This is a genomic window from Nocardioides sp. URHA0032, from assembly GCF_000620645.1.
In the GTDB taxonomy this organism is placed as follows: Bacteria; Actinomycetota; Actinomycetes; order Propionibacteriales; family Nocardioidaceae; genus Nocardioides.
This window is the reverse complement of record NZ_JIAV01000001.1, coordinates 50,150-68,784: the sequence shown is the minus strand read 5'-3', so window position 1 is coordinate 68,784 and position 18,635 is coordinate 50,150. Positions and strand designations below refer to the sequence as shown.

The window sequence follows — 18,635 nt, the reverse complement described above, 5'->3', positions numbered from 1 at the left end:
CTCCGAATCCGAGAGGGAGGTACCAACACATGGCATTCCTGCTGTGGATCATCGCCGTGATCCTCGTGATCGCCGGCATCGTCCAGCTGTTCAAGGGCGCCTGGCTGTGGGGCATCGTGCTGATCATCGTCGGCTTCGCCGTCGGTCCCGGCGGCTACAGCATCTTCCACAAGTAGCTAGCCCAACTCACGCGCAGCGACCGCCAGGTCGGCCACGAGATCCTCGTACGCCGCCTGGCGGTCGTCTGCGCGGAGCACCGCCGAGGGGTGCGTGGTCGCCAGCACCCAGGCCGGAGGCCGGCCCACCACGAAGTCGTCCGGCCACGTCGCCAGCCGGCCGCGGGTGTCGCCGACCGTGAACGACGACCCGTAGACCGCCTTCCCGGCGGTACCCCCGAGCAGCACGACGCCGGTCGGGCGGATCAGCTGCAGCTCGGCCGCCAGCCAGGGCGCGCACGCGGCCACCTGCGCCCTGCTGGGCGACTTGTGCAGCCGCTGCTTGCCGCGCGTGCCCGACCAGCGGAAGTGCTTCACGACGTTGGTCCGGAACACGTCGTCGGGATCGATGCCGGCGTCGGCGAGCGCCCGGTCCAGCACCTTCCCCGCGGGCCCCACGAACGGCTCGCCCTCCTGGTCCTCGTGGTCCCCGGGCTGCTCCCCGAGCACCATCAGGCGGGCGGTACGCCGTCCGGCGCCCATCACGCCCTGGGTCGCGTCCCGGTACAGCTCGCAGCCGCGGCAGTCCTGGACCGCCTCGCGCAGCGCCGTCAGGCTCAGCCGCTCCGGCACCCACTCGGCTGCGCCAGGTCGTTCCTCGGACATGACGGCGGGGTACCCGGGTGCCCGGCGGACCATGACCCGGACCCGCTCCTGCCCTCGCCCTCGCCCGGCATGGGCGACGGGACCCGCACGCCTGCGTGAGCCGCGCGGTCCCGTCGCACTCGTGAAGGTACCCCCCGGGGGCACTGCCATCCTTATCCTTTCGGGTGATTTTTCATAGAACACGTTCTAGTTCTCCGGCTAGGCTGGGTCCGTGCGCTTCTCGATCAGCACGGCGTTCCAGCCGGTCGACCACCTGCCCGCCCTGGCCCGTGCGGCGGACGAGCTGGGCTACCACTCGATGGCGGTGCCGGACCACGTCGTCGACCTCGAGGAGCTCGAGACGCCGTACCCCTACACCGCCGACGGCGGCCGCCGGTGGGGCCACGACGCGGCCTGGCCCGACCCATGGGTCCTGGTCGGCGCACTGGCCGCGGTCACCACCCGGCTGCGGTTCTTCACCTCCGTGTACGTACCCGCGATCCGCAACCCCTTCCAGGTCGCGAAGAGCGTCGGGACCGCCGCGGTGCTGTCCGGCAACCGGGTCGGCCTCGGCGTCGGGATCGGCTGGTGCCGCGAGGAGTTCGAGCTGCTCGGCCAGGACTTCTCGACCCGCGGGAAGCGCACCGACGAGGCGCTCGCGCTGATGGCCGAGCTCTGGGAGCCGGGGTGGACCGAGTTCGAGGGCGAGTTCTACTCGGCACCCCGGCTGGTCATGGAGCCCACGCCCACCGAGCGGATCCCGGTCCTCGTCGGCGGGCTGTCCGAGGTCGCGTTCCGCCGGGCGGCGCGTCACGACGGCTGGGTCGGCGACATCTACACGACCGACGAGGCCATCGCGCACGCCGCGCGGCTGGCGGAGGTACGCCGCCAGATCGGCGCCGAGGGCGACTTCTCGGTGGTCGCCGCGCTCAGCGACGCGTTCCTCCCCGAGCACTTCGCGCGCGCGACGGCCGGCGGCGTCACCGACTGCTGGACGATGCCGTGGGCGATGTACCACGGGCTGGACTGCACGCTGGAGCAGAAGCTCGACGGGCTGGCGCGGTTCGCGGCGGACGTGCTCGTGCCCCTCGGCTCCTAGCCTGCCCCGCTCGTCCGCTCATCCAGCAGGGGGACGCTCCGGAGCGCCCTCCTGGTCGGCGTCGTGGGTGAAGAACGAGATCCGGCCGTCCGCCTCCAGGACGGCGTACTCGATCTCCGAGGTGCTACGGATGCCCTGCTCGCGGGCCGCGACCAGCAGGTCGGCCATCGAGAGCCGTTCGCGGCGCATCCCGTCCTCCAGCGGTCGCCCGTCGGCGAAGACCAGGACCGGCCGCCCGGTGAGCACCGGACGGAACCGCGGGAAGCGCCACTGCAGCCAGGACAGCCCGACGGTCAGCAACGCGAACGTGCTCACCGCCAGCATCCCGCCGGTCACCGAGTAGTCCTGCTGGGTGACGGCCTGCTGCACGAGGTCGCCCATCGTGACGTAGAGGAGCAGCTCGAAGGTGCTCAGCTCGCCGAGGGTGGAGCGGCCGACCGCCCGGGTCACCAGCCACAGGAACAGGAAGATCACCAGAGCCCGGATCACGATCTCCATGCCGGTCCCCTCATGGCAGCAACGTCGTCTCGAAGTCCACGGTGGCGACCCGCCGTCCGTCGGTCATCACGCTCACCGAGCCGCCGCGGCCGACCTGGCTGGCGGGCTGGATGTAGGCGTCGTACGCGACCACGAACGTGTCGCCCGGCGGCGCGGCGAACGTCAGGTACAGCGTGTCCCCGTCCCGGGTCGAGTCCGACGGGTCGGGGTGGAACCCCTGGGTCTCGAAGATGTCGAAGTAGTCGCCGGTGACCGCCAGGGTCAGGTCCTTGCCGAACCCGCCCGGGTGCGTGACGGTGACCTGCCACGGAACGTCGAGCCCGGCGCGGGCCGTCGTCGCGTGGTCGAGCTCCAGGGTCCAGCCGTCGCCCGCGGCCGAGTCCGTGGCGGTGCGCACGCCGAGCAGCCCGGCCGCGCCGGCGAGCACGAAGACGAGGAGCAGCACGAGGAATCCCCGCCTGCTCCAGATCGCGGCCGCGCCCTGGGCGCGGGTCTCCAGGTTCTCGATGGTCTGCATGGTCGCTCGGGACACGGGTACCCAGTGGCATGCCGAACAAGTCCAGCAACATCAAGAACGAGAAGCAGTACGAGGCCCTCAAGGACAAGGGCATGTCCAAGCAGCGCGCGGCGAAGATCGCGAACGCGAAGGACTCCTCCAAGCACGGGGGCCAGCAGTCCGGGAAGGGCGGCGACAGCAGCCAGGGCGGCACTACCGCCCAGAAGAAGGAGGCCGGCCGCAAGGGCGGCAAGGCGGCGGCGAAGAAGAAGAGCTGACCGGTGAGGATCGGCTACTTCCTCTCCTGCGAGGAGCATCCGCCCGAGGAGCTGGTCCGGCAGGCGAGGCTGGCCGCCGACGCGGGCTTCGAGGGCCTGTGGATCTCCGACCACTACCACCCGTGGAACACCCAGCAGGGGCAGAGCCCGTTCGTCTGGAGCGTGATCGGGGCCGTCGCCCAGGTCTGCGACCTGCCGGTGACGACGGCCGTCACGTGCCCTACCGTGCGGATCCACCCCGCGGTGATCGCCCAAGCCGCCGCGACCAGCGCCCGGATGTGCGCAGGCGGATTCCGGCTCGGCGTCGGCTCCGGCGAGGCGCTCAACGAGCACGTGACCGGCTCGCGGTGGCCGACCGCCGACGTGCGCCTCGAGATGCTGGGGGAGGCGGTGGAGGTGATCCGCCGGCTGCTCACCGGCGAGCGGGTCACCCACCACGGGCGGCACTACACCGTCGAGGACGCGCGGATCTACACGCTGCCCGACCGACCGGTCGAGATCCCGGTGTCCGCCTTCGGCCCGGCCGCGATCGAGCTGGCGGCGCGGATCGGCGACGGGTTCGTCACCGCGCAGCCGGACGCCGAGGGACTGGCGTCGTACCGGGACCAGGGCGGCCGGGGGCCCGCGATGGCCGGCGCCAAGGCCTGCTTCGGCCCCGACCGGGAGAAGGCGCAGGCGCTCGCCCACCACCTCTGGCCGAACACGGGGATCCCGGGCGAGCTGGCCCAGGTGCTCCCCAGCCCGGCGCACTTCGAGCAGGCGGCGGAACTCGTCACGCCGGAGATGATCGGCGGGACCGTCCCGTGCGGCCCGGACCCCGACGAGCACGTGGAGAAGCTACGCGCGTACGCCGAGGCCGGGTTCGACGAGCTCTACGTCGGCCAGATCGGTCCCGACCAGGAGCCGTTCTTCGAGTTCTACGCCAGCGAGGTGCTGCCCGCGCTGCGCCGCTCCGCGATGTAGGCGAGCCGGCGCAGCGACTCGGTGTTCCGCCACTTCAGGGGGAGGTCGCGCAGCGGCTTGGGAATCAGCCGCACCGGGCCGCGCGCGGCGTCCTCCTCGATCGTCACCTCGGTCTCCGTGCCGACCGCCTCGAGGCGGATCGTGACCCCGGCGGTCCCGGTCGGCCAGGCCTTCGCGTGGATCACGAGCCGCAGTCCGGGGACCGACTCGACCACCTCGGTGGAGTCGTCGATCACCAGCGGCCAGGTCCCGACCGAGTGGTGCAGCCGCGAGCCGACCTCGGGCCAGCGGTCGTCGACGTCGCGCATCCGCGTGGCTCCCACCACCCAGAGCGGGTAGAGCCAGCCATCGGAGAGGACGTCCCACACCTGCTCGGGCGTGGCATGGATGAGGCGGGTGTTGGTCGACATGCCCGCGCAGTACCCATCCCGGAAATAGAAGAACCGCCGGGGTCTCGGGTCCCCAGCGGTTCGAGTACCACTGTAACCACCCGAACGGGTGAAGTCCCGCTTTTCGCGCAATTTCCCGAAGAGACCTGCGTCACTCCCACTCGATGGTGCCAGGCGGCTTCGAGGTGATGTCCACGGTGACCCGGTTGATCTCGCGCACCTCGTTGGTGATCCGGGTCGAGATCCGCTCCAGGACGTCGTACGACAGCCGCGCCCAGTCGGCGGTCATCGCGTCCTCGGAGGTGACCGGGCGGAGCACGACGGGGTGTCCGTAGGTGCGGTGGTCGCCCTGGACGCCGACGCTGCGGACGTCGGCGAGCAGCACGACCGGGAACTGCCAGATGTCGCGGTCCAGGCCGGCGCGGGTCAGCTCCTCGCGGGCGATCGCGTCGGCCTCGCGGAGGATGTCGAGGCGCTCGCGGGTGACCTCGCCGATGATCCGGATCCCGAGGCCGGGCCCGGGGAACGGCTGGCGCCACACGATCTCGGGGGGCAGGCCGAGCTGCTCGCCGACCAGGCGGACCTCGTCCTTGAACAGCGTGCGCAGCGGCTCGACGAGCTCGAACTCGAGGTCGTCAGGCAGGCCACCCACGTTGTGGTGCGACTTGATGTTCGAGGTGCCGGCTCCCCCGCCGGACTCGACGACGTCGGGGTAGAGCGTGCCCTGCACGAGGAACGCGACCTTGTCCCCGGCCGCCGCGGCCTCGCCCAGCACCTCGGCCTCGGCGGCCTCGAAGACCCGGATGAACTCGCGACCGATGATCTTGCGCTTCTCCTCGGGGTCGGAGACGCCGGCGAGCGCGTCGAGGAACTGCTTCTCCGCGTCCACGACCTTGAGGTCGGCGCCGGTCGCGGCCACGAAGTCCCGCTCGACCTGCTCCGACTCGCCCTGGCGCATCAGGCCGTGGTCGACGTACACGCAGGTCAGCCGGTCGCCGATCGCGCGCTGGACGATGGCCGCGGCGACCGCGGAGTCGACCCCGCCGGAGAGGCCGCAGATGGCCTGGCCGCGCTCGCCGATCTGCTCGCGGATCTTCTCGATCTGCTCCTCGACGATGTTGACCATGGTCCAGGTCTGGCGGCAGTGCGCGATCTGGACCAGGAAGTGCTCCAGCACCTTCTGGCCGTGCTCGGTGTGCAGCACCTCGGGGTGCCACTGCACCCCGGCGAGCCCGCGACCGACGTCCTCGAACGCCGCCACCGGGGTCTTGTCGGTCGACGCGAGCACGTCGAAGCCGGCCGGTGCCGCGACCACGGAGTCGCCGTGCGACATCCACACGGTGTGCTCGGCGGGTACGTCGGCGAGCAGGGTGCCCTCGCTGGACACGCTGACCGAGGTGCGGCCGTACTCGCGGGCGCCGGTGTGGGCGACCTCGCCGCCGAGGCCGCGGGCCATCAGCTGGAAGCCGTAGCACATGCCGAACACGGGCGTACCGGACGTGAACAACGCCTGGTCGATGGCGGGCGCGCCCTCCTCGTAGACCGACGACGGGCCGCCGGAGAGCACGATCGCCTTCGGCCTGCGGGCCAGCATCTCGGCCACCGGCGTGGTGTGCGGGACGATCTCGGAGTACACCCGCGCCTCGCGGACGCGCCGGGCGATCAGCTGGGCGTACTGGGCCCCGAAGTCGACCACCAGGACCAGATCGTGCTCCGCCGCCTGCGTCATGCGCTGAGCCTAGCGAGGTCGCCGCTCGCTCTCGCCATCGACTGGTGTCTCGATACGGCGGTCGATCCCGTCGCTTCGCTCAGGGGATCGCGCCCACTCGACCCGTTTCGCCGACGCCGGACGCGCTCCGCGCGCCCGACTGGCGAAACGCATCAGGGCCCGGCCGGGGAGGGAGGGATGGCCGGGCCCTGATCGTCCACGCATCTGCTGGACAGAGCCTGGACATGGGACCCGGCGGTGGGAGGGAGCGTATTGACCGGGTCCGACCTCTCAACGACGCGTCCAGACGGCGGTTACGGGGTCGGACACCCTCTTCGAAGAGTTTTTTCGACGGTTTCCGACGGAACCTCAGCTGACGCCGACGATGGGCAGCCGGAGGGCGCCCGGAGCGTCCTCGGGCACCACCGGGGCGAGCGGGCTGACCGGGGAGATCCGGCGGTACGGCGCGCCCAGGTCGGGGCGGAGGTCGGTGTGCCCCTTGTTCGGCCAGAACGACATCGCCCGCTCCGCCTGGGCGGTGATCGTGAGCGACGGGTTCACGCCCAGGTTGGCGGTCACCGCCGAGCCGTCGGCGACGTGCAGGCCGGGGTGGCCGTACACGCGCTGGTAGGGGTCCACCACACCGGTCTCGGGCGAGTCGCCGATGGCGCAGCCACCCAGGAAGTGCGCGGTCAGCGGCTTGTTGAACGCGTCGCCGACGGCGCTGCCCGGGAAGCCGCCCATGATCTCGGCCATGGTCCGGATCGCCTCGTTGCCGGCGGGGATCCAGGTCGGGTTGGGGACGCCGTGGCCCTGCTTGGAGGTCAGGTAGCGCCTGCGGGTGCCCGGGATCCGCTTCGTGTAGGTGGTGATCGAGTTGTCGAGGCTCTGCATCACCAGCGCGATCACGGTCCGCTCGGACCAGTGCTTCATGTCGTAGAGGTTCGCGACCTCGCGGCGCTGCCGCCACATCTCCCGGAGCCAGGTCCGCCACCGCGGCTGGTCGCCGTCCCCGTCGGTCAGCACCGACTGGAGCAGCGACATCAGGTTGCTGCCGGGGCCGTACCGCACCGGCTCCACGTGGGTGTTGGCGTCGGGGTGGAAGCTCGAGGTGATCGCGATGCCCTGGCTGTAGTCGATGCTGAGGTCCGGCGCGATCGAGCCGCCGATCGACTCGGAGTTGGTGCGTGACAGGAAGCCGAGCCGCTGCGAGATCCGGGGCAGGTGGCCCTCGTCGCGCATCCGGTGCAGCAGCCGCTGGGTGCCGAGCGCGGACGCCGCGAAGACGACCTGCTCGGCCGTGAGGACCCGCCGCCCGATCCTGCGGTCGACCTTCGCCTTCGTGTACCGCACGTGCACGTCGTACCCGCCGCCCGAGCGCGGGCGCACCCGGGTGACCGTGGTCAGCGGCAGGATCCGGGCGCCGTTCTGCTCGGCGAGGTAGAGGTAGTTCTTGACCAGGGTGTTCTTGGCGTTGTGGCGGCAGCCGGTCATGCACGAGCCGCAGGCGGTGCAGGTACGCCGAGCGGGGCCGGCGCCGCCGAAGAACGGGTCGTCGACCTCCTGGCCCATGCCGGCGCCCGGGCCGCCGAAGAAGACCCCGACCGGGGTCGGGTGGAACGTGTCGCCGACCCCCATCTCGGTCGCGACCTTCTCCATCACGTCGTCGGAGGGGGTGCGGAGCGGGTTCTCCACCACGCCGAGCATCCGCTTGGCCTGGTCGTAGTACGGCGCCAGCTCGTCGCGCCAGTCGGTGATGTGGCTCCACTGCGGGTCGGCGTAGAACGCGGGCAGCGGCTCGTAGAGCGTGTTCGCGTAGACCAGCGACCCGCCGCCGACCCCGGCGCCGGAGACGATCAGGCAGTCCCTGAGCGCGTCGATCCGCTGGACGCCGTAGCAGCCGACCTCGGGCCTGAAGAGGTACTTGGTGACCTCGAACGACGTCTCGGGGAGGTCGTCGTCCTCGAACCGCGCCCCGGCCTCCAGTACGCCGACCCGGTAGCCCTTCTCGGTGAGTCGCAGGGCCGTGACCGAGCCCCCGAAGCCCGACCCGACGACCAGGACGTCGTAGTCGAACCGCCCAGCCGTCACGCCCGGCCCAGCTTCTTCATCAGGCGGAGGTTGGCGGTCATCACCTTGGCGTACGTCTCGTCGGACATGCCGAACTGCGGCGAGAAGCGGATCAGCCGCTGGGTCGCGACCGACTGGGTCTCGGTGTAGCGCAGGATGCCCTCGCTGCCCTGCCGGCGGCCCATGCCGGACTCGCGCATGCCGCCCATCGGCGCGTCGAGGCTGGCGAACGTGGCCGCGAAGGCCTCGTTGATGTTCACGGTCCCGCACTTGATGAAGCGGGCGATCGCGCGGGCCCGGTCGCCGTCCTGGCTGTAGATCGAGGCGTTGAGGCCGTACTGCCCGTCGTTCGCACGGGCGACCGCGTCCGCCTCGTCCTGGAACCGGTAGAGCGACACGACCGGCCCGAACGTCTCCTTGCCGAAGCAGGTCATGTCCGGCGTGACGCCCTCGAGGATGGTCGGCTCGAAGAAGTACGGGCCGAGGTCGGGGCGGGCCTTGCCGCCGGTGAGCACCCGGGCGCCCTTGGCGACCGCGTCCTCCACGTGCGCGGTGACGGTGTCGAGCTGCTGCTGGGAGATCAGCGGGCCCATGTCGTTGCCCCAGTCCATGGTCGCCCCGAGCGTCATCGCCTGGGTGCGGGCCACGAACCTCTCGACGAACCGGTCGTACACCTGGTCGGCGACGAAGATCCGCTCCATCGAGACGCAGAGCTGGCCGGAGTTGGAGAACGACGCGCGCACCGCGCCCTCGGCGGCCTTCTCGAGGTCGGCGTCGCGGAGCACGAGGAGCGGGTTCTTGCCGCCGAGCTCGAGCGAGCAGCCGATCAGCCGCTCGGCGCAGCCCTTCGCGATGAGCCGGCCGGTCGCCGTGGAGCCGGTGAAGCAGACGTAGTCGGCTCGCGCGACGATGGCACCGCCGATCTCCGGACCGGGACCCGCCACGACCTGCCAGAGGTCCTTCGGGAAGCCGGCCTGCTCGAGCAGCTCGGCCGCGAGCAGCGCGGACAGCATGGTCTGGGCATCGGGCTTGGCGACCACGGCGTTGCCGGCGAGCAGTGCTGGGAGGCCGTCGCAGAGCGCCATCGTGAACGGGTAGTTCCAGGGCGAGATGATGCCGACGACGCCCTTGGGGACCCGGTTGACCTCGACCCGGGTCAGCCCGGGCACGACGCCGCTCTTGCGCTCGCTGTCGAGGTGCTGGTGCGCCGTCCGGCCGTAGTAGCGCGCGGTCAGCGCGACGTGGAGGGGCTCGTCGAAGGCGTGCTTCCGCGCCTTGCCGGACTCCAGCACGATCAGGTCGATGATCTCCTCCTGGCGCTCCAGGATCAGGTCGTGCAGCCGCAGCAGCGCGGCGGCCCGCTCGTCGAGCCGGGTGCGCGACCAGGCGAGCTGCGCCTTCCGGGCCCGCGCGAACGCGTCGGCGACGTCGCCCTCGGTGCTCTGCGGGACGTGCGCCAGCGGCGCGTCGTCGAGCGGCGACCGAACCTCCGCCGTCGTTCCCGACGTGGCGACCAGGCGCCGGGTCAGCGCTGCGGTGTACTCGGGCTCGAGCGCGTACGACGCTCGCGGGTCGTGCTCGGGGTCGTGCGGACCTTCGACCACCGGGCCACCGGGCGAGGCGGGGTTCTGGGCGCTCATGGGGTCAGGCTACCTCCGGGTAGGTTTGCTGAGGGAGGGTCTCGTGGAGAACAGGTTCGAGGCGGGCACGGACCAGTGGGCACGCCAGCTCGGACGGCTGCGCGACGCCGTGCGCCAGGCGCTGGTCGCGACCCAGCTCGACACGGTCGTGAGGCCGCCGTCCGCCGTGCTCGACGTCGGCTGCGGCCAGGGCACCCAGGCGCTCCGGCTGGCCCGGCTCGGGCACACCGTGACGGGCCTGGACCTCTCCCCCGAGCTGCTCGACCGGTTCCGCGGCGCGCTGCAGGACGAGCCCGACGAGGTACGACGGCGCGTGACGCTCGTCGAGGGCGCCGGTGAGACGGCGGCCTCGCTGGGCGAGTTCGACGTGGTGCTCTGCCACGGAGTCCTGATGTACCTCGACGACGACGACGCGATGCTGGACGCGCTGGTGGGGGCGCTGGCGCCCGGCGGCCGGCTCAGCCTGCTGGTGCGCAACGGCCTGGCGCTCGCGATGCGGCCCGGCCTCCTCGGCGACTGGGCCGCGGTCGGACCGGCGCTGTCGGCCTCCGGCTACACCAACCGGCTCGGGCTGCCGGCCCGGGCGCACACCCCGCAGCAGCTCGACGAGGCATGCGGGGCACGCGGCCTCCGGCGTACCCACTGGTGGGGCGTGCGGGTCTTCAGCGACCACCTGCCCGGCGACGCGCCGCCCGGCGACGACATCGACGAGCGGGTCGCCGCCGAGCTGGCGGTCAGCGGGGTGGACCCGTACCGGCAGGTGGCAGCACTGACCCACCTCGTCTACGAAAGGGTCTACGAACGGGTCTACGGCTTGTAGATCGACTTCACCTCGGTGTAGTGGCTGAGGCCCTCGGGGCCGAACTCGCGGCCGATGCCGGAGTTCTTGAAGCCGCCGAAGGGCGCGGCGAAGTCCATCGTGTAGGTGTTCACGCCGTACGTGCCGGTGCGGACCCGCCGGGCCACGTCCAGGCCGCTCTCGACGTCGCCGGTCCACACGGTGCCGGCCAGGCCGTACTCCGAGTCGTTGGCGATCCGGATCGCGTCGTCCACGTCGTCGAAGGGGATGACCGAGAGGACCGGCCCGAAGATCTCCTCCTGCGCGATCCGCATGCCGTTGTCGACGTCCGCGAAGATCGTCGGCCGGACGTACCAGCCGGACGAGAGGCCCTCGGGCATGCCGTTGCCGCCGATGACCACGCGGGCGCCCTCCTCCTGGCCCAGCGCGATGTACTTCTCGACGCGCTCCTGCTGCCGCTGCGCGACCATCGGGCCGATCTCGGTGGCCGGGTCGAGCGGGTCTCCGACCTGCATGCCGGAGACGGCCTCGGCCAGCGCGTCCACGACCGTCGAGTAGTTCGAGCGGGACGCGAGGATGCGCGTCTGCGCCACGCAGGCCTGGCCGGAGTTCATCAGCGCGGTGAACTTCAGGCCCTCCATGGTGGCGGCCAGGTCGGCGTCGTCGAGCACGATCGCGGCGGACTTGCCGCCCAGCTCGAGCGAGACCCGCTTGAGCTGCTGGCCGCAGACCGCGGCGATCTTGCGGCCGGCGGCGGTGGAGCCGGTGAACGCGACCTTGTCGACGCCCGGGTGCGAGACCAGGTGCTCGCCGACCTCGCGGCCCGCGGCCACGATGTTGACGACGCCGGCCGGCACGCCGGCCTCCTGGAGCAGCTCGGCCATCAGGTAGGTGTCGAGCGGGGTCTCCGGCGCCGGCTTGACCACGATCGTGCAACCGGCGAGCAGCGCCGGGACCAGCTTGGACATGATCGTGAACTGCGGGACGTTCCACGGCGGGATCGCCGCGACCACGCCGACCGGCTCGCGCCGGACGATGACCTCGCCGAGCGACCCCGCCCGGGTCTCCTCCCACGGGTACGCGCGGGCGATGCTGAGGAACGCCTCGATCTGCATCCACGGGGCCGGCGCCTGCGCGAGGTTGGAGAAGGACAGCGGCGCGCCCATCTCGGTGGAGATCAGCTCGGCCATCTCACCCATCCGGCCGGCGTACAGGTTCGAGAAGGCCTGGACGACCTCGATCCGCTCCTCGGGGCTCATCCGCGGCCACGGGCCGGAGTCGAAGGCACGGCGGGCGGCGGCGACCGCGGCGTCGATGTCGGCGGCGCTGCCCTCCGGGACCGTCGCGACGACCTGCTCGGTGTGGGGCGAGACGACCTCGATGAGGTCGCCGGTGACGGGGGCCGCCCAGTCGCCGTCGATGAAGAAGGCGTCGCGGTCGAGGGTCATGGTGTCTCCTGTTTGCTGACTGGGTTTACGGGGCGAGCGTGAAGAAGTCGGTGAAGCCGGACGGGTCGTGCCGGCCGATGCAGAAGTGCTCGAAGAGGCCGAAGCCCTCCTGGCCGTCGATCGTGGCCCGGCCGACGTGGTCGACGCAGCCGAACATGAAGCGGCCCTGGACGGCGTCGTCGGCCATGTCGTAGGTGACCCGTTCCGCGAAGCGCTCGCCCTTCCAGGTGCCGTGGATCCAGTCCGGGTCGCCGCCGTACCCGCCGCCGACGTGCAGGGGTACGGCGAGCCGTGACTCGACCTCCATCACGACCGGCTTGCCCTCCGGTGTCGCGCACCGGATGGTCGCGCCGGTCGGGGTCCGGGTGCCGGACCGATAGTGGACGTCGATGACCGGCCAGCCGAGCTGCTCGACGCGCCCGTCGTTCCAGACCCGCGTGCAGTCGTTGAGCGTCCGGTAGCCGTCCGGGCCCTCCTGGATGATCACGACGACGGCGTACTCCTCGAACTGGACCGGGACGTAGAGCCACCACATGCCCTCGAACGGCGGGTCCGCGGGCGCGCCCGGCGGCTCGGGCTCGCCGACCGGGCGGATGCCCCAGGAGCGGTCGCGGCTGCCGAGCCAGACGTCCGGGTCGACGGCGATCTCCTCGCCGTCGAGGACGATCGTGCCGCTCCACGCGCCGAGCTGCGCGAAGCGCTGGGCGTCGAGGGTCACCCGGCTGCCGCTGCGCATCACGTGCGGCTGCTCCTGCACCACCTCGCAGGTGCCCTCCCAGGTGAGGTCGAGCGCCAGGCCGTCGGTCTCCTCGAGGACGACGCGGACCTGGCGCAGCGGGTCGGGCACCTCGATCCGGTAGTTGCCGACCCGCGGGTTCATCCGGTCCTGGTCCATCAGGTCCGAGAGGTGGACGGCGGTCTGCTTGCCGTTGCGGGCCACGAGGACGAACGCGTCCTTGGTGCCGAGGTTGGGGTAGTAGCCCATGCCGGTGATCAGCATGATGTCGCCGGTGCGGTCGTGGGCGTTGAAGTACCAGCGGTCGTAGAAGTTCCGGTCGCTGCTGTCGGCGTACGCCAGCGGCAGCGGCGCCTGGTGCAGGGGGAACTCGTCGAGCGGGATGATGTCGCTCATGCGCCGGCCTCCGCGAGCAGTCGGTCCAGCAGCGGCTTGTGGTGGAACAGGCTCTCGATGTCGTCGGGCCGCTCGACCTCGCCGAAGTGGATCTGCCGGGCGCCGGTGCGCATGAAGACGATCGCCCACTGCACGCCGTTGTAGACGTGGTACCAGTGCAGGTCCCCGAGCTCGACTCCCGCGACCCGCTCGTACTCCGCCTTCACGTCCTCCTCGCGGAGGAAGTGCGCCATGCCCGGCATCTCCAGCATCCCGGTGATCGCCTCGAACACCTGGTGGGCGAAGACGATCCACGACACGTCGAGCTCGCGCGGCCCGATGGCGGCCATCTCCCAGTCGAGCACCGCGACCGGCTCGAAGTCGCGGTACATGACGTTGCCGATCCGCGAGTCGCCCCAGCACAGCACGGCCTCGTCGGTGGCCGGGAGGTTCGCCTCCAGCCAGGCCAGCGCGCGCTCGACCGTCGGGCTGCGGCCGATGTCGGGGACGGCGAAGTCGTACCAGGCGCGGGTGCGCGCGACGTTGCGCGCGAGCATGGTCGCGCCGTCGTGGTGCGGCGCGAGGAACCCGAAGGTCTGCTGGGCGTCCGGGATGCCGTGCAGCTCCGCGAGGACGGCGACGCTGTTGTCCTGCAGCCGCTTCTGGTCCTCCGGGCTCGCGTCGTGGAGCCAGTTGTCGCCGAAGTTGTACGGCAGCACGTCCTGCGGCACGACGCCCTCGATGCGGTCCATCAGGAAGAACGGCGTGCCCAGCACCTCACCGGTCGGCTCCATCCAGCGGACCGCCGGCACCGGCACGCCGGTCAGCTCGCCGACCAGCCGGATGGCGTCGTACTGGTCCTGGAGCGCGTAGTTCGGGAAGACCGGCAGGTCCTCGGCGGCGGGCGCCACGCGGGCGACGTACTCCCCGTGCCTGGGCACGCCGCCCTCGGTCCAGTCCGCGTCGAGGATGATCGTCTCCGAGGACATGCCGTTGGCGTCGACGCCGCTGTGCAGCGTGACCACCGGGTCGGCGCCGTCCGGGAGGAGCGTGGCCAGCCAGTCGGCCAGCCGGGTCGGCAACGTGCTCGGATCCCTGCTCGAGCGCTGCATCTTCATGTCGGCCGGCGGGGGCGCCTGGGTCACGTTCCCTCCTGAGGTGACGCTGTGACGTGGGTCTCAGCATCGGTGGAACGTGTTCTAGTTGTCAACGGGGCCGGCCCACCCACTCAGCGGGGAGTCGCTACACGATGTCGCGCACCGACACCCGCGCCTCGTCGGCCTCCTGGTCGGTGGGCATCAGCTGGGACTGCCGCTCCGCCTCGACCCGGCGCAGGTAGTGGTCGACCTCCTCGGCGGTGCGGGCGTCGTCCCAGCCGAGCTCGGCGGCCATCAGGGCCGCGGCGACGGGGGCGGCCGAGACGCCGCGGTCGAAGGTCTCGATCGAGATCCGGGTCCGCCGGGTGAGGACGTCGTCGAGGTGCCGAGCACCCTCGTGGGTGACGGCGTACACGATCTCGGCGGCGAGGTAGTCCTCGGCGCCCTCGAGCGGCAGCCCGAGCGGTCGCCGCGACGCGACCAGCGCGAGCAGGTCGTCGACGAGCCCGCCGTACCGCCCGAGCAGGTGGTCGATGCGGGCGACGTGCAACCCGGAGCGCCGGGCCAGCAACACTCTCTGGTTCGAGCGCGTCTCCCAGTCAGCGGCGCCGACCAGCGGCACCCGGTCGGTGATGGAGGAGCGGATCGTGAGCCCGAGCGTGGAGGAGAGGGAGTGCGCCGCGGCGTCGACGGCGTCGCGGCCCATGATGCGGTACGTCGTGAGCTTGCCGCCGGCGATCATCACCAGGCCCGGGACCGGCGTGACCACCGTGTGCTCGCGGGAGATCCGCGAGGTGGGCTCGGACTCCCCGGACAGCAGCGGCCGGAGCCCGGCGTACACCCCTTCGACGTCGGAGTGGTCGAGCGGCTCGCGCAGGATGGCGTTGACGTGGCCGAGGACGTAGTCGATGTCGGCCCGGGACGCCGCCGGATGCGCCTTGTCGAGGTCCCACGGCGTGTCGGTGGTGCCGATGATCCAGTGCCGGCCCCAGGGGATCACGAACAGCACGGACTTCTCGGTGCGCACGATGAACCCCGCCTCGGACCGGATCCGGTCCCGCGGCACGACCAGGTGGATGCCCTTCGAGGCCTGCACGTGCAGGGCGCCCCGACCGCCGACCAGCTCCTGGATCTCGTCGGTCCACACCCCCGCCGCGTTGATCACGACCCTTGCGCGGACCTCGAGGTCGCGACCGTGCTCCAGGTCCCGCGCGCGTACGCCGACGACCCGCTCCCCCTCGCGCAGGAACCCGGTCACCTTGACCCGGGTGGCCACCTGGGCACCCTGGGCGGCGGCGGAGCGCGCGATCGTCAGCACCAGGCGGGCGTCGTCGACCTGGCAGTCCCAGTACTTGATCGCGCCGACCAGCGAGCCCGGGTCGAAGTCGGGCGCGATCCGCTCGACGCTCCTGCGCGAGAGGTGCCGGTGCCGCGGCAGACCGGCGGGGGCGTCGCCCAGCCGCGCCATGCCGTCGTACATCGTGAGGCCGGCGGCGACGTACGGCCGCTCCCATCCCCGGTGGGTCAACGGGTAGAGGAACGGCACCGGGCGGACCAGGTGTGGGGCGAGCCGGGTCAGCAGGAGGCCGCGCTCCCCGAGCGCCTCCCGGACCAGCCCGAAGTCCAGCATCTCCAGGTAGCGCAGGCCGCCGTGGACCAGCTTGCTGCTCCGGCTGGAGGTGCCGCTGGCGAGGTCGCGCTGCTCGAGCAGCCCGGTGGAGAGCCCGCGGGTCACCGCGTCGAGCGTCACGCCGGCACCCACGACTCCCCCACCCACGACCAGCACGTCGAGCTCGGCCTGCCCGCCGAGCCCCTGCATCGTCGCGAGGGCGTCGTCGCGAGCCTGCGGGCTGAGGGCGCTGGGCTCACTCCTGGGCACACTCATGTGTCCAGTCTCGCAAACGGCCGTCTTCCCGATGTGCGCACGCACGCCACCCGGAACCGATTCAATGGCCGGATGCGGATGACGGGGGCCGCCCTGGCACTCGTCGCCGCCCTGGTGGCGACGGGCTGCCAGGAGACCCCGGCGCCCGTGCAGCCGGTCGCCGTCGACTCGGTCCCCACGCTGGCCCCTCCCCCGCCCACCAGCCAGGCGCCGGCACCGCGCACGGTCTCGCTGGTGATGGGCGGCGACCTCCTCTGGCACAACACGGTCTGGGCGAGTGCCGCCGAGGACCACCGGCGCACCGGCGTGGGCGACCGCTACGACTTCGACCCCATGTTCGCGTGGCTGAAGCCGGTCATCGAGTCCGCGGACCTCGCGATCTGCCACGAGGAGGTGCCGTTCGCGTCACCGGGCGAGCGGCTCAGCAGCTACCCGGTGTTCCGGGCGCCGCACCAGATCGCCGGATGGATCGGGTCGATGGGATGGGACGCGTGCACGACCGCGTCGAACCACAGCCTGGACGACGGGGTCGAGGGCGTCGACGAGACGGCGGACCTGCTGGAGGCGGCCGGGGTGGCCCACGTCGGCACCTTCCGATCGCCCGTCGAGCGCCGGGCGCCGGTCATCCTCACGACCGCGAACGGCGTCCGCGTCGGGATCGTCGCGGCGACGTACGGCCTCAACGGGTTCGTGCTCCCCACCGGTCACGAGTACGCCGTCTCCCAGCTCGGCGACGCCGACGGCCTGCTCGCGCAGGCCCGCCGCGCCCGCGAGGCCGGCGCGGACATCGTGGTCGCCCACGTGCACTGGGGCACCGAGTACGACCACCTCCCGGACGCCACCCAGGTCGCGCTCGCCCGGGGGCTGACCGCGTCGCCGGACATCGACCTCGTGCTCGGCGAGCACGCGCACGTCGTCCAGCCGGTCACGAAGGTGAACGGGAAGTGGGTCGTCTACGGCCTCGGCAACATGGTCGCGCAGAGCGAGCTCGAGCGGCCGTCGGCCTACGAGGGCATCACGGTGCACTTCGACCTCACCGAGCAGCCGGACGGCAGCTGGCTGGTCACGCGCGCGTCGTACCTGCCGACCCAGTGGAACCACTACAGCGGCGGCGACCCGATCCGGATCCGGCACGCGACCGGCAGCCACCTGGCCTCGGTGCGCGCAGCAGTCGGCGGCGTCGGCGGCAACCCCGGGCTCCAGGAGGACTAGGCGGACAGCGAGGCCGGGGCCCTCACTCGACGACGACCTCCACCCGCTGGAACTCCTTGAGCTCGGTGTAGCCGGTGGTGGCCATCGAGCGGCGCAGTGCGCCCATCAGGTTCATGGTGCCGTCGGCGACCCGGGAGGGCCCGAACAGGATCTCCTCGATCGTGCCGACGGTCTCGAACTGCACCCGCTGGCCGCGCGGCAGGTCGTGGTGGTGGGCCTCCGTGCCCCAGTGGAACCCGCGGCCCGGCGCGTCCGACGCCCGCGCGAACGGCGAGCCGACCATCACGGCGTCCGCCCCGCAGGCGATCGCCTTGGCGATGTCACCGGACTTGCCGATGGAGCCGTCCGCGATCACGTGCACGTAGCGGCCGCCGGACTCGTCGAGGTAGTCACGGCGCGCAGCGGCCACGTCCGCCACCGCTGACGCCATGGGGACGGCGACGCCGAGCACCGTCCGGGTCGTGTGCGCCGCCCCGCCACCGAAGCCGACCAGCACGCCGGCCGCGCCGGTGCGCATCAGGTGCAGGGCGGCCTGGTGGGTGGCGCAGCCGCCGACGATCACCGGGACGTCGAGCTCGTAGATGAACTCCTTGAGGTTGAGCGGCTCGGCCTGCGACGAGACGTGCTCCGCTGAGACGGTCGTCCCGCGGATCACGAACATGTCGACGCCGCCGTCGACGACGGCCTTCGCGAACTCCTTGGTCCGCTGCGGCGACAGCGACCCCGCCACCGTCACGCCGGACTCGCGCATCTCCCGCAGCCGCTCGGTGATCAGCTCGGGCTTGATCGTCTCGGTGTAGATCTCCTGGAGCCGCCTGGTCGCGTCGGCGCCCTGGAGACCGGCGACCTCCTCGAGCAGCGGGTCCGGGTCCTCGTAGCGGGTCCACAGGCCCTCGAGGTTGAGCACCCCGAGGCCGCCGTACTGCCCGAGCGCGATCGCGGTCGCCGGGGACATCACGGAGTCCATCGGCGCCGCGAGCACCGGCAGCTCGAAGCGGTACGCGTCGATCTGCCAGGCGGTGCTGACCTCCTCCGGGTCGCGCGTGCGCCGCGAGGGCACGATCGCGATGTCGTCGAAGGAGTAGGCGCGGCGGGCCCGCTTGGCGCGGCCGATCTCGATGTCCGTCACCGGCTCAGACTAT

The 18,635-nt window shown here is 71.8% G+C and carries 18 protein-coding genes; 6 read left to right on the top strand and 12 right to left on the bottom strand.

Features of this window, described 5'->3' with window-relative positions; all coding sequences use genetic code 11:
• Nucleotides 1–29 precede the first annotated feature (29 nt).
• Nucleotides 30–176 carry a GPGG-motif small membrane protein gene (locus N538_RS28820; protein ID WP_197025192.1) on the top strand — a complete coding sequence of 49 codons (147 nt, stop codon included), beginning with the start codon at nucleotides 30–32 and terminating at the stop codon, nucleotides 174–176.
• On the opposite strand, the gene N538_RS0100335 is transcribed toward N538_RS28820, so the two are convergent.
• Entirely contained in the window at nucleotides 177–971 is a 795-nt protein-coding gene (locus N538_RS0100335) for a UdgX family uracil-DNA binding protein (RefSeq protein WP_081790187.1), read from the bottom strand. It lies immediately after the preceding gene.
• 61 nt (nucleotides 972–1,032) lie between these two features.
• Here N538_RS0100335 and N538_RS0100330 point away from each other — a divergent pair, with 61 nt between their 5' ends.
• Complete coding sequence (locus N538_RS0100330) at nucleotides 1,033–1,899, top strand: TIGR03619 family F420-dependent LLM class oxidoreductase (RefSeq protein WP_028635630.1); 867 nt, start codon at nucleotides 1,033–1,035, stop codon at nucleotides 1,897–1,899.
• Nucleotides 1,900–1,917: 18 nt separating this feature from the next.
• On the opposite strand, the gene N538_RS0100325 is transcribed toward N538_RS0100330, so the two are convergent.
• Both N538_RS0100325 and N538_RS0100320 read right to left on the bottom strand, forming a co-directional pair.
• Nucleotides 1,918–2,397 carry a DUF421 domain-containing protein gene (locus tag N538_RS0100325; RefSeq protein WP_028635629.1) on the bottom strand — a complete coding sequence of 160 codons (480 nt, stop codon included), beginning with the start codon at nucleotides 2,395–2,397 and terminating at the stop codon, nucleotides 1,918–1,920.
• A 10-nt stretch (nucleotides 2,398–2,407) separates the two neighbouring features.
• Nucleotides 2,408–2,914: a hypothetical protein gene (locus N538_RS0100320; RefSeq protein WP_036568972.1), complete on the bottom strand. Its 507-nt coding sequence runs from the start codon at nucleotides 2,912–2,914 to the stop codon at nucleotides 2,408–2,410.
• Between the two features lie 29 nt (nucleotides 2,915–2,943).
• Here N538_RS0100320 and N538_RS0100315 point away from each other — a divergent pair, with 29 nt between their 5' ends.
• Both N538_RS0100315 and N538_RS0100310 read left to right on the top strand, forming a co-directional pair.
• Nucleotides 2,944–3,171 carry a DUF7218 family protein gene (locus N538_RS0100315; protein WP_028635627.1) on the top strand — a complete coding sequence of 76 codons (228 nt, stop codon included), beginning with the start codon at nucleotides 2,944–2,946 and terminating at the stop codon, nucleotides 3,169–3,171.
• 3 nt (nucleotides 3,172–3,174) lie between these two features.
• A complete protein-coding gene (locus N538_RS0100310; RefSeq protein ID WP_028635626.1) occupies nucleotides 3,175–4,134 on the top strand; it encodes a TIGR03557 family F420-dependent LLM class oxidoreductase in 960 nt (319 codons plus the stop codon).
• Here the strand turns inward: N538_RS0100310 and N538_RS0100305 are convergent.
• The 4 genes from N538_RS0100305 to N538_RS0100290 form a co-directional block, all read right to left on the bottom strand.
• Nucleotides 4,089–4,544 (bottom strand): SRPBCC family protein, encoded by a 456-nt coding sequence (locus N538_RS0100305; RefSeq protein ID WP_028635625.1) that lies wholly within the window; start codon nucleotides 4,542–4,544, stop codon nucleotides 4,089–4,091. The two genes, N538_RS0100310 and N538_RS0100305, sit on opposite strands and share 46 nt — an antisense overlap.
• Nucleotides 4,545–4,674: 130 nt before the next feature.
• Nucleotides 4,675–6,252 (bottom strand): glutamine-hydrolyzing GMP synthase, encoded by a 1,578-nt coding sequence (gene guaA / locus N538_RS0100300; protein WP_028635624.1) that lies wholly within the window; start codon nucleotides 6,250–6,252, stop codon nucleotides 4,675–4,677.
• A 348-nt stretch (nucleotides 6,253–6,600) separates the two neighbouring features.
• The gene (locus N538_RS0100295; protein WP_028635623.1) at nucleotides 6,601–8,322 is read right to left on the bottom strand and encodes a GMC oxidoreductase; all 1,722 of its coding nucleotides are present in this window, start codon (nucleotides 8,320–8,322) and stop codon (nucleotides 6,601–6,603) included.
• Nucleotides 8,319–9,941: a succinic semialdehyde dehydrogenase gene (locus tag N538_RS0100290; protein WP_028635622.1), complete on the bottom strand. Its 1,623-nt coding sequence runs from the start codon at nucleotides 9,939–9,941 to the stop codon at nucleotides 8,319–8,321. Before N538_RS0100290 ends, N538_RS0100295 begins: the two co-directional genes overlap by 4 nt.
• 43 nt (nucleotides 9,942–9,984) lie before the next feature.
• On the opposite strand from N538_RS0100290, the gene N538_RS23140 reads away from it, so the two are divergent.
• The gene (locus N538_RS23140) at nucleotides 9,985–10,761 is read left to right on the top strand and encodes a class I SAM-dependent methyltransferase (RefSeq protein ID WP_036568971.1); all 777 of its coding nucleotides are present in this window, start codon (nucleotides 9,985–9,987) and stop codon (nucleotides 10,759–10,761) included.
• Here N538_RS23140 and N538_RS0100280 read toward each other — a convergent pair.
• From N538_RS0100280 to N538_RS0100265, 4 genes are all read right to left on the bottom strand, one after another.
• A complete protein-coding gene (locus N538_RS0100280; RefSeq protein WP_028635621.1) occupies nucleotides 10,749–12,188 on the bottom strand; it encodes an aldehyde dehydrogenase in 1,440 nt (479 codons plus the stop codon). The genes N538_RS23140 and N538_RS0100280 overlap by 13 nt on opposite strands.
• Nucleotides 12,189–12,213: 25 nt before the next feature.
• The gene (locus tag N538_RS0100275) at nucleotides 12,214–13,320 is read right to left on the bottom strand and encodes a hypothetical protein (protein WP_028635620.1); all 1,107 of its coding nucleotides are present in this window, start codon (nucleotides 13,318–13,320) and stop codon (nucleotides 12,214–12,216) included.
• On the bottom strand, nucleotides 13,317–14,444 hold the full coding sequence (locus tag N538_RS0100270) for a phosphotransferase family protein (RefSeq protein ID WP_028635619.1): 1,128 nt from the start codon (nucleotides 14,442–14,444) through the stop codon (nucleotides 13,317–13,319). Before N538_RS0100270 ends, N538_RS0100275 begins: the two co-directional genes overlap by 4 nt.
• 97 nt (nucleotides 14,445–14,541) lie before the next feature.
• Nucleotides 14,542–16,281 (bottom strand): glycerol-3-phosphate dehydrogenase/oxidase, encoded by a 1,740-nt coding sequence (locus tag N538_RS0100265; RefSeq protein ID WP_028635618.1) that lies wholly within the window; start codon nucleotides 16,279–16,281, stop codon nucleotides 14,542–14,544.
• A gap of 72 nt (nucleotides 16,282–16,353) precedes the next feature.
• Here N538_RS0100265 and N538_RS23135 point away from each other — a divergent pair, with 72 nt between their 5' ends.
• Nucleotides 16,354–17,493 (top strand): CapA family protein, encoded by a 1,140-nt coding sequence (locus N538_RS23135; RefSeq protein ID WP_051548510.1) that lies wholly within the window; start codon nucleotides 16,354–16,356, stop codon nucleotides 17,491–17,493.
• A 22-nt stretch (nucleotides 17,494–17,515) separates the two neighbouring features.
• On the opposite strand, the gene N538_RS0100255 is transcribed toward N538_RS23135, so the two are convergent.
• Nucleotides 17,516–18,622, bottom strand: coding sequence for a GuaB3 family IMP dehydrogenase-related protein (locus N538_RS0100255; protein WP_028635617.1), 1,107 nt, complete (start codon nucleotides 18,620–18,622; stop codon nucleotides 17,516–17,518).
• Between the last annotated feature and the right edge of the window lie 13 nt (nucleotides 18,623–18,635).

Excerpts from the sequence above, each read along its gene's own strand:
- N538_RS0100325 (WP_028635629.1), bottom strand. The coding sequence starts at position 2,397 with ATGGAGATCGTGATCCGGGCTCTGGTGATCTTCCTGTTCCTGTGGCTG.
- N538_RS23135 (WP_051548510.1), top strand. The coding sequence starts at position 16,354 with ATGCGGATGACGGGGGCCGCCCTGGCACTCGTCGCCGCCCTGGTGGCG.
- N538_RS0100320 (WP_036568972.1), bottom strand. The coding sequence starts at position 2,914 with ATGCAGACCATCGAGAACCTGGAGACCCGCGCCCAGGGCGCGGCCGCG.
- N538_RS0100280 (WP_028635621.1), bottom strand. The coding sequence starts at position 12,188 with ATGACCCTCGACCGCGACGCCTTCTTCATCGACGGCGACTGGGCGGCC.
- N538_RS0100335 (WP_081790187.1), bottom strand. The coding sequence starts at position 971 with ATGGCAGTGCCCCCGGGGGGTACCTTCACGAGTGCGACGGGACCGCGC.
- N538_RS0100315 (WP_028635627.1), top strand. The coding sequence starts at position 2,944 with ATGCCGAACAAGTCCAGCAACATCAAGAACGAGAAGCAGTACGAGGCC.
- N538_RS0100290 (WP_028635622.1), bottom strand. The coding sequence starts at position 9,941 with ATGAGCGCCCAGAACCCCGCCTCGCCCGGTGGCCCGGTGGTCGAAGGT.
- N538_RS0100265 (WP_028635618.1), bottom strand. The coding sequence starts at position 16,281 with ATGAGTGTGCCCAGGAGTGAGCCCAGCGCCCTCAGCCCGCAGGCTCGC.
- N538_RS0100305 (WP_028635625.1), bottom strand. The coding sequence starts at position 4,544 with ATGTCGACCAACACCCGCCTCATCCATGCCACGCCCGAGCAGGTGTGG.
- guaA (WP_028635624.1), bottom strand. The coding sequence starts at position 6,252 with ATGACGCAGGCGGCGGAGCACGATCTGGTCCTGGTGGTCGACTTCGGG.
- N538_RS0100275 (WP_028635620.1), bottom strand. The coding sequence starts at position 13,320 with ATGAGCGACATCATCCCGCTCGACGAGTTCCCCCTGCACCAGGCGCCG.
- N538_RS28820 (WP_197025192.1), top strand. The coding sequence starts at position 30 with ATGGCATTCCTGCTGTGGATCATCGCCGTGATCCTCGTGATCGCCGGC.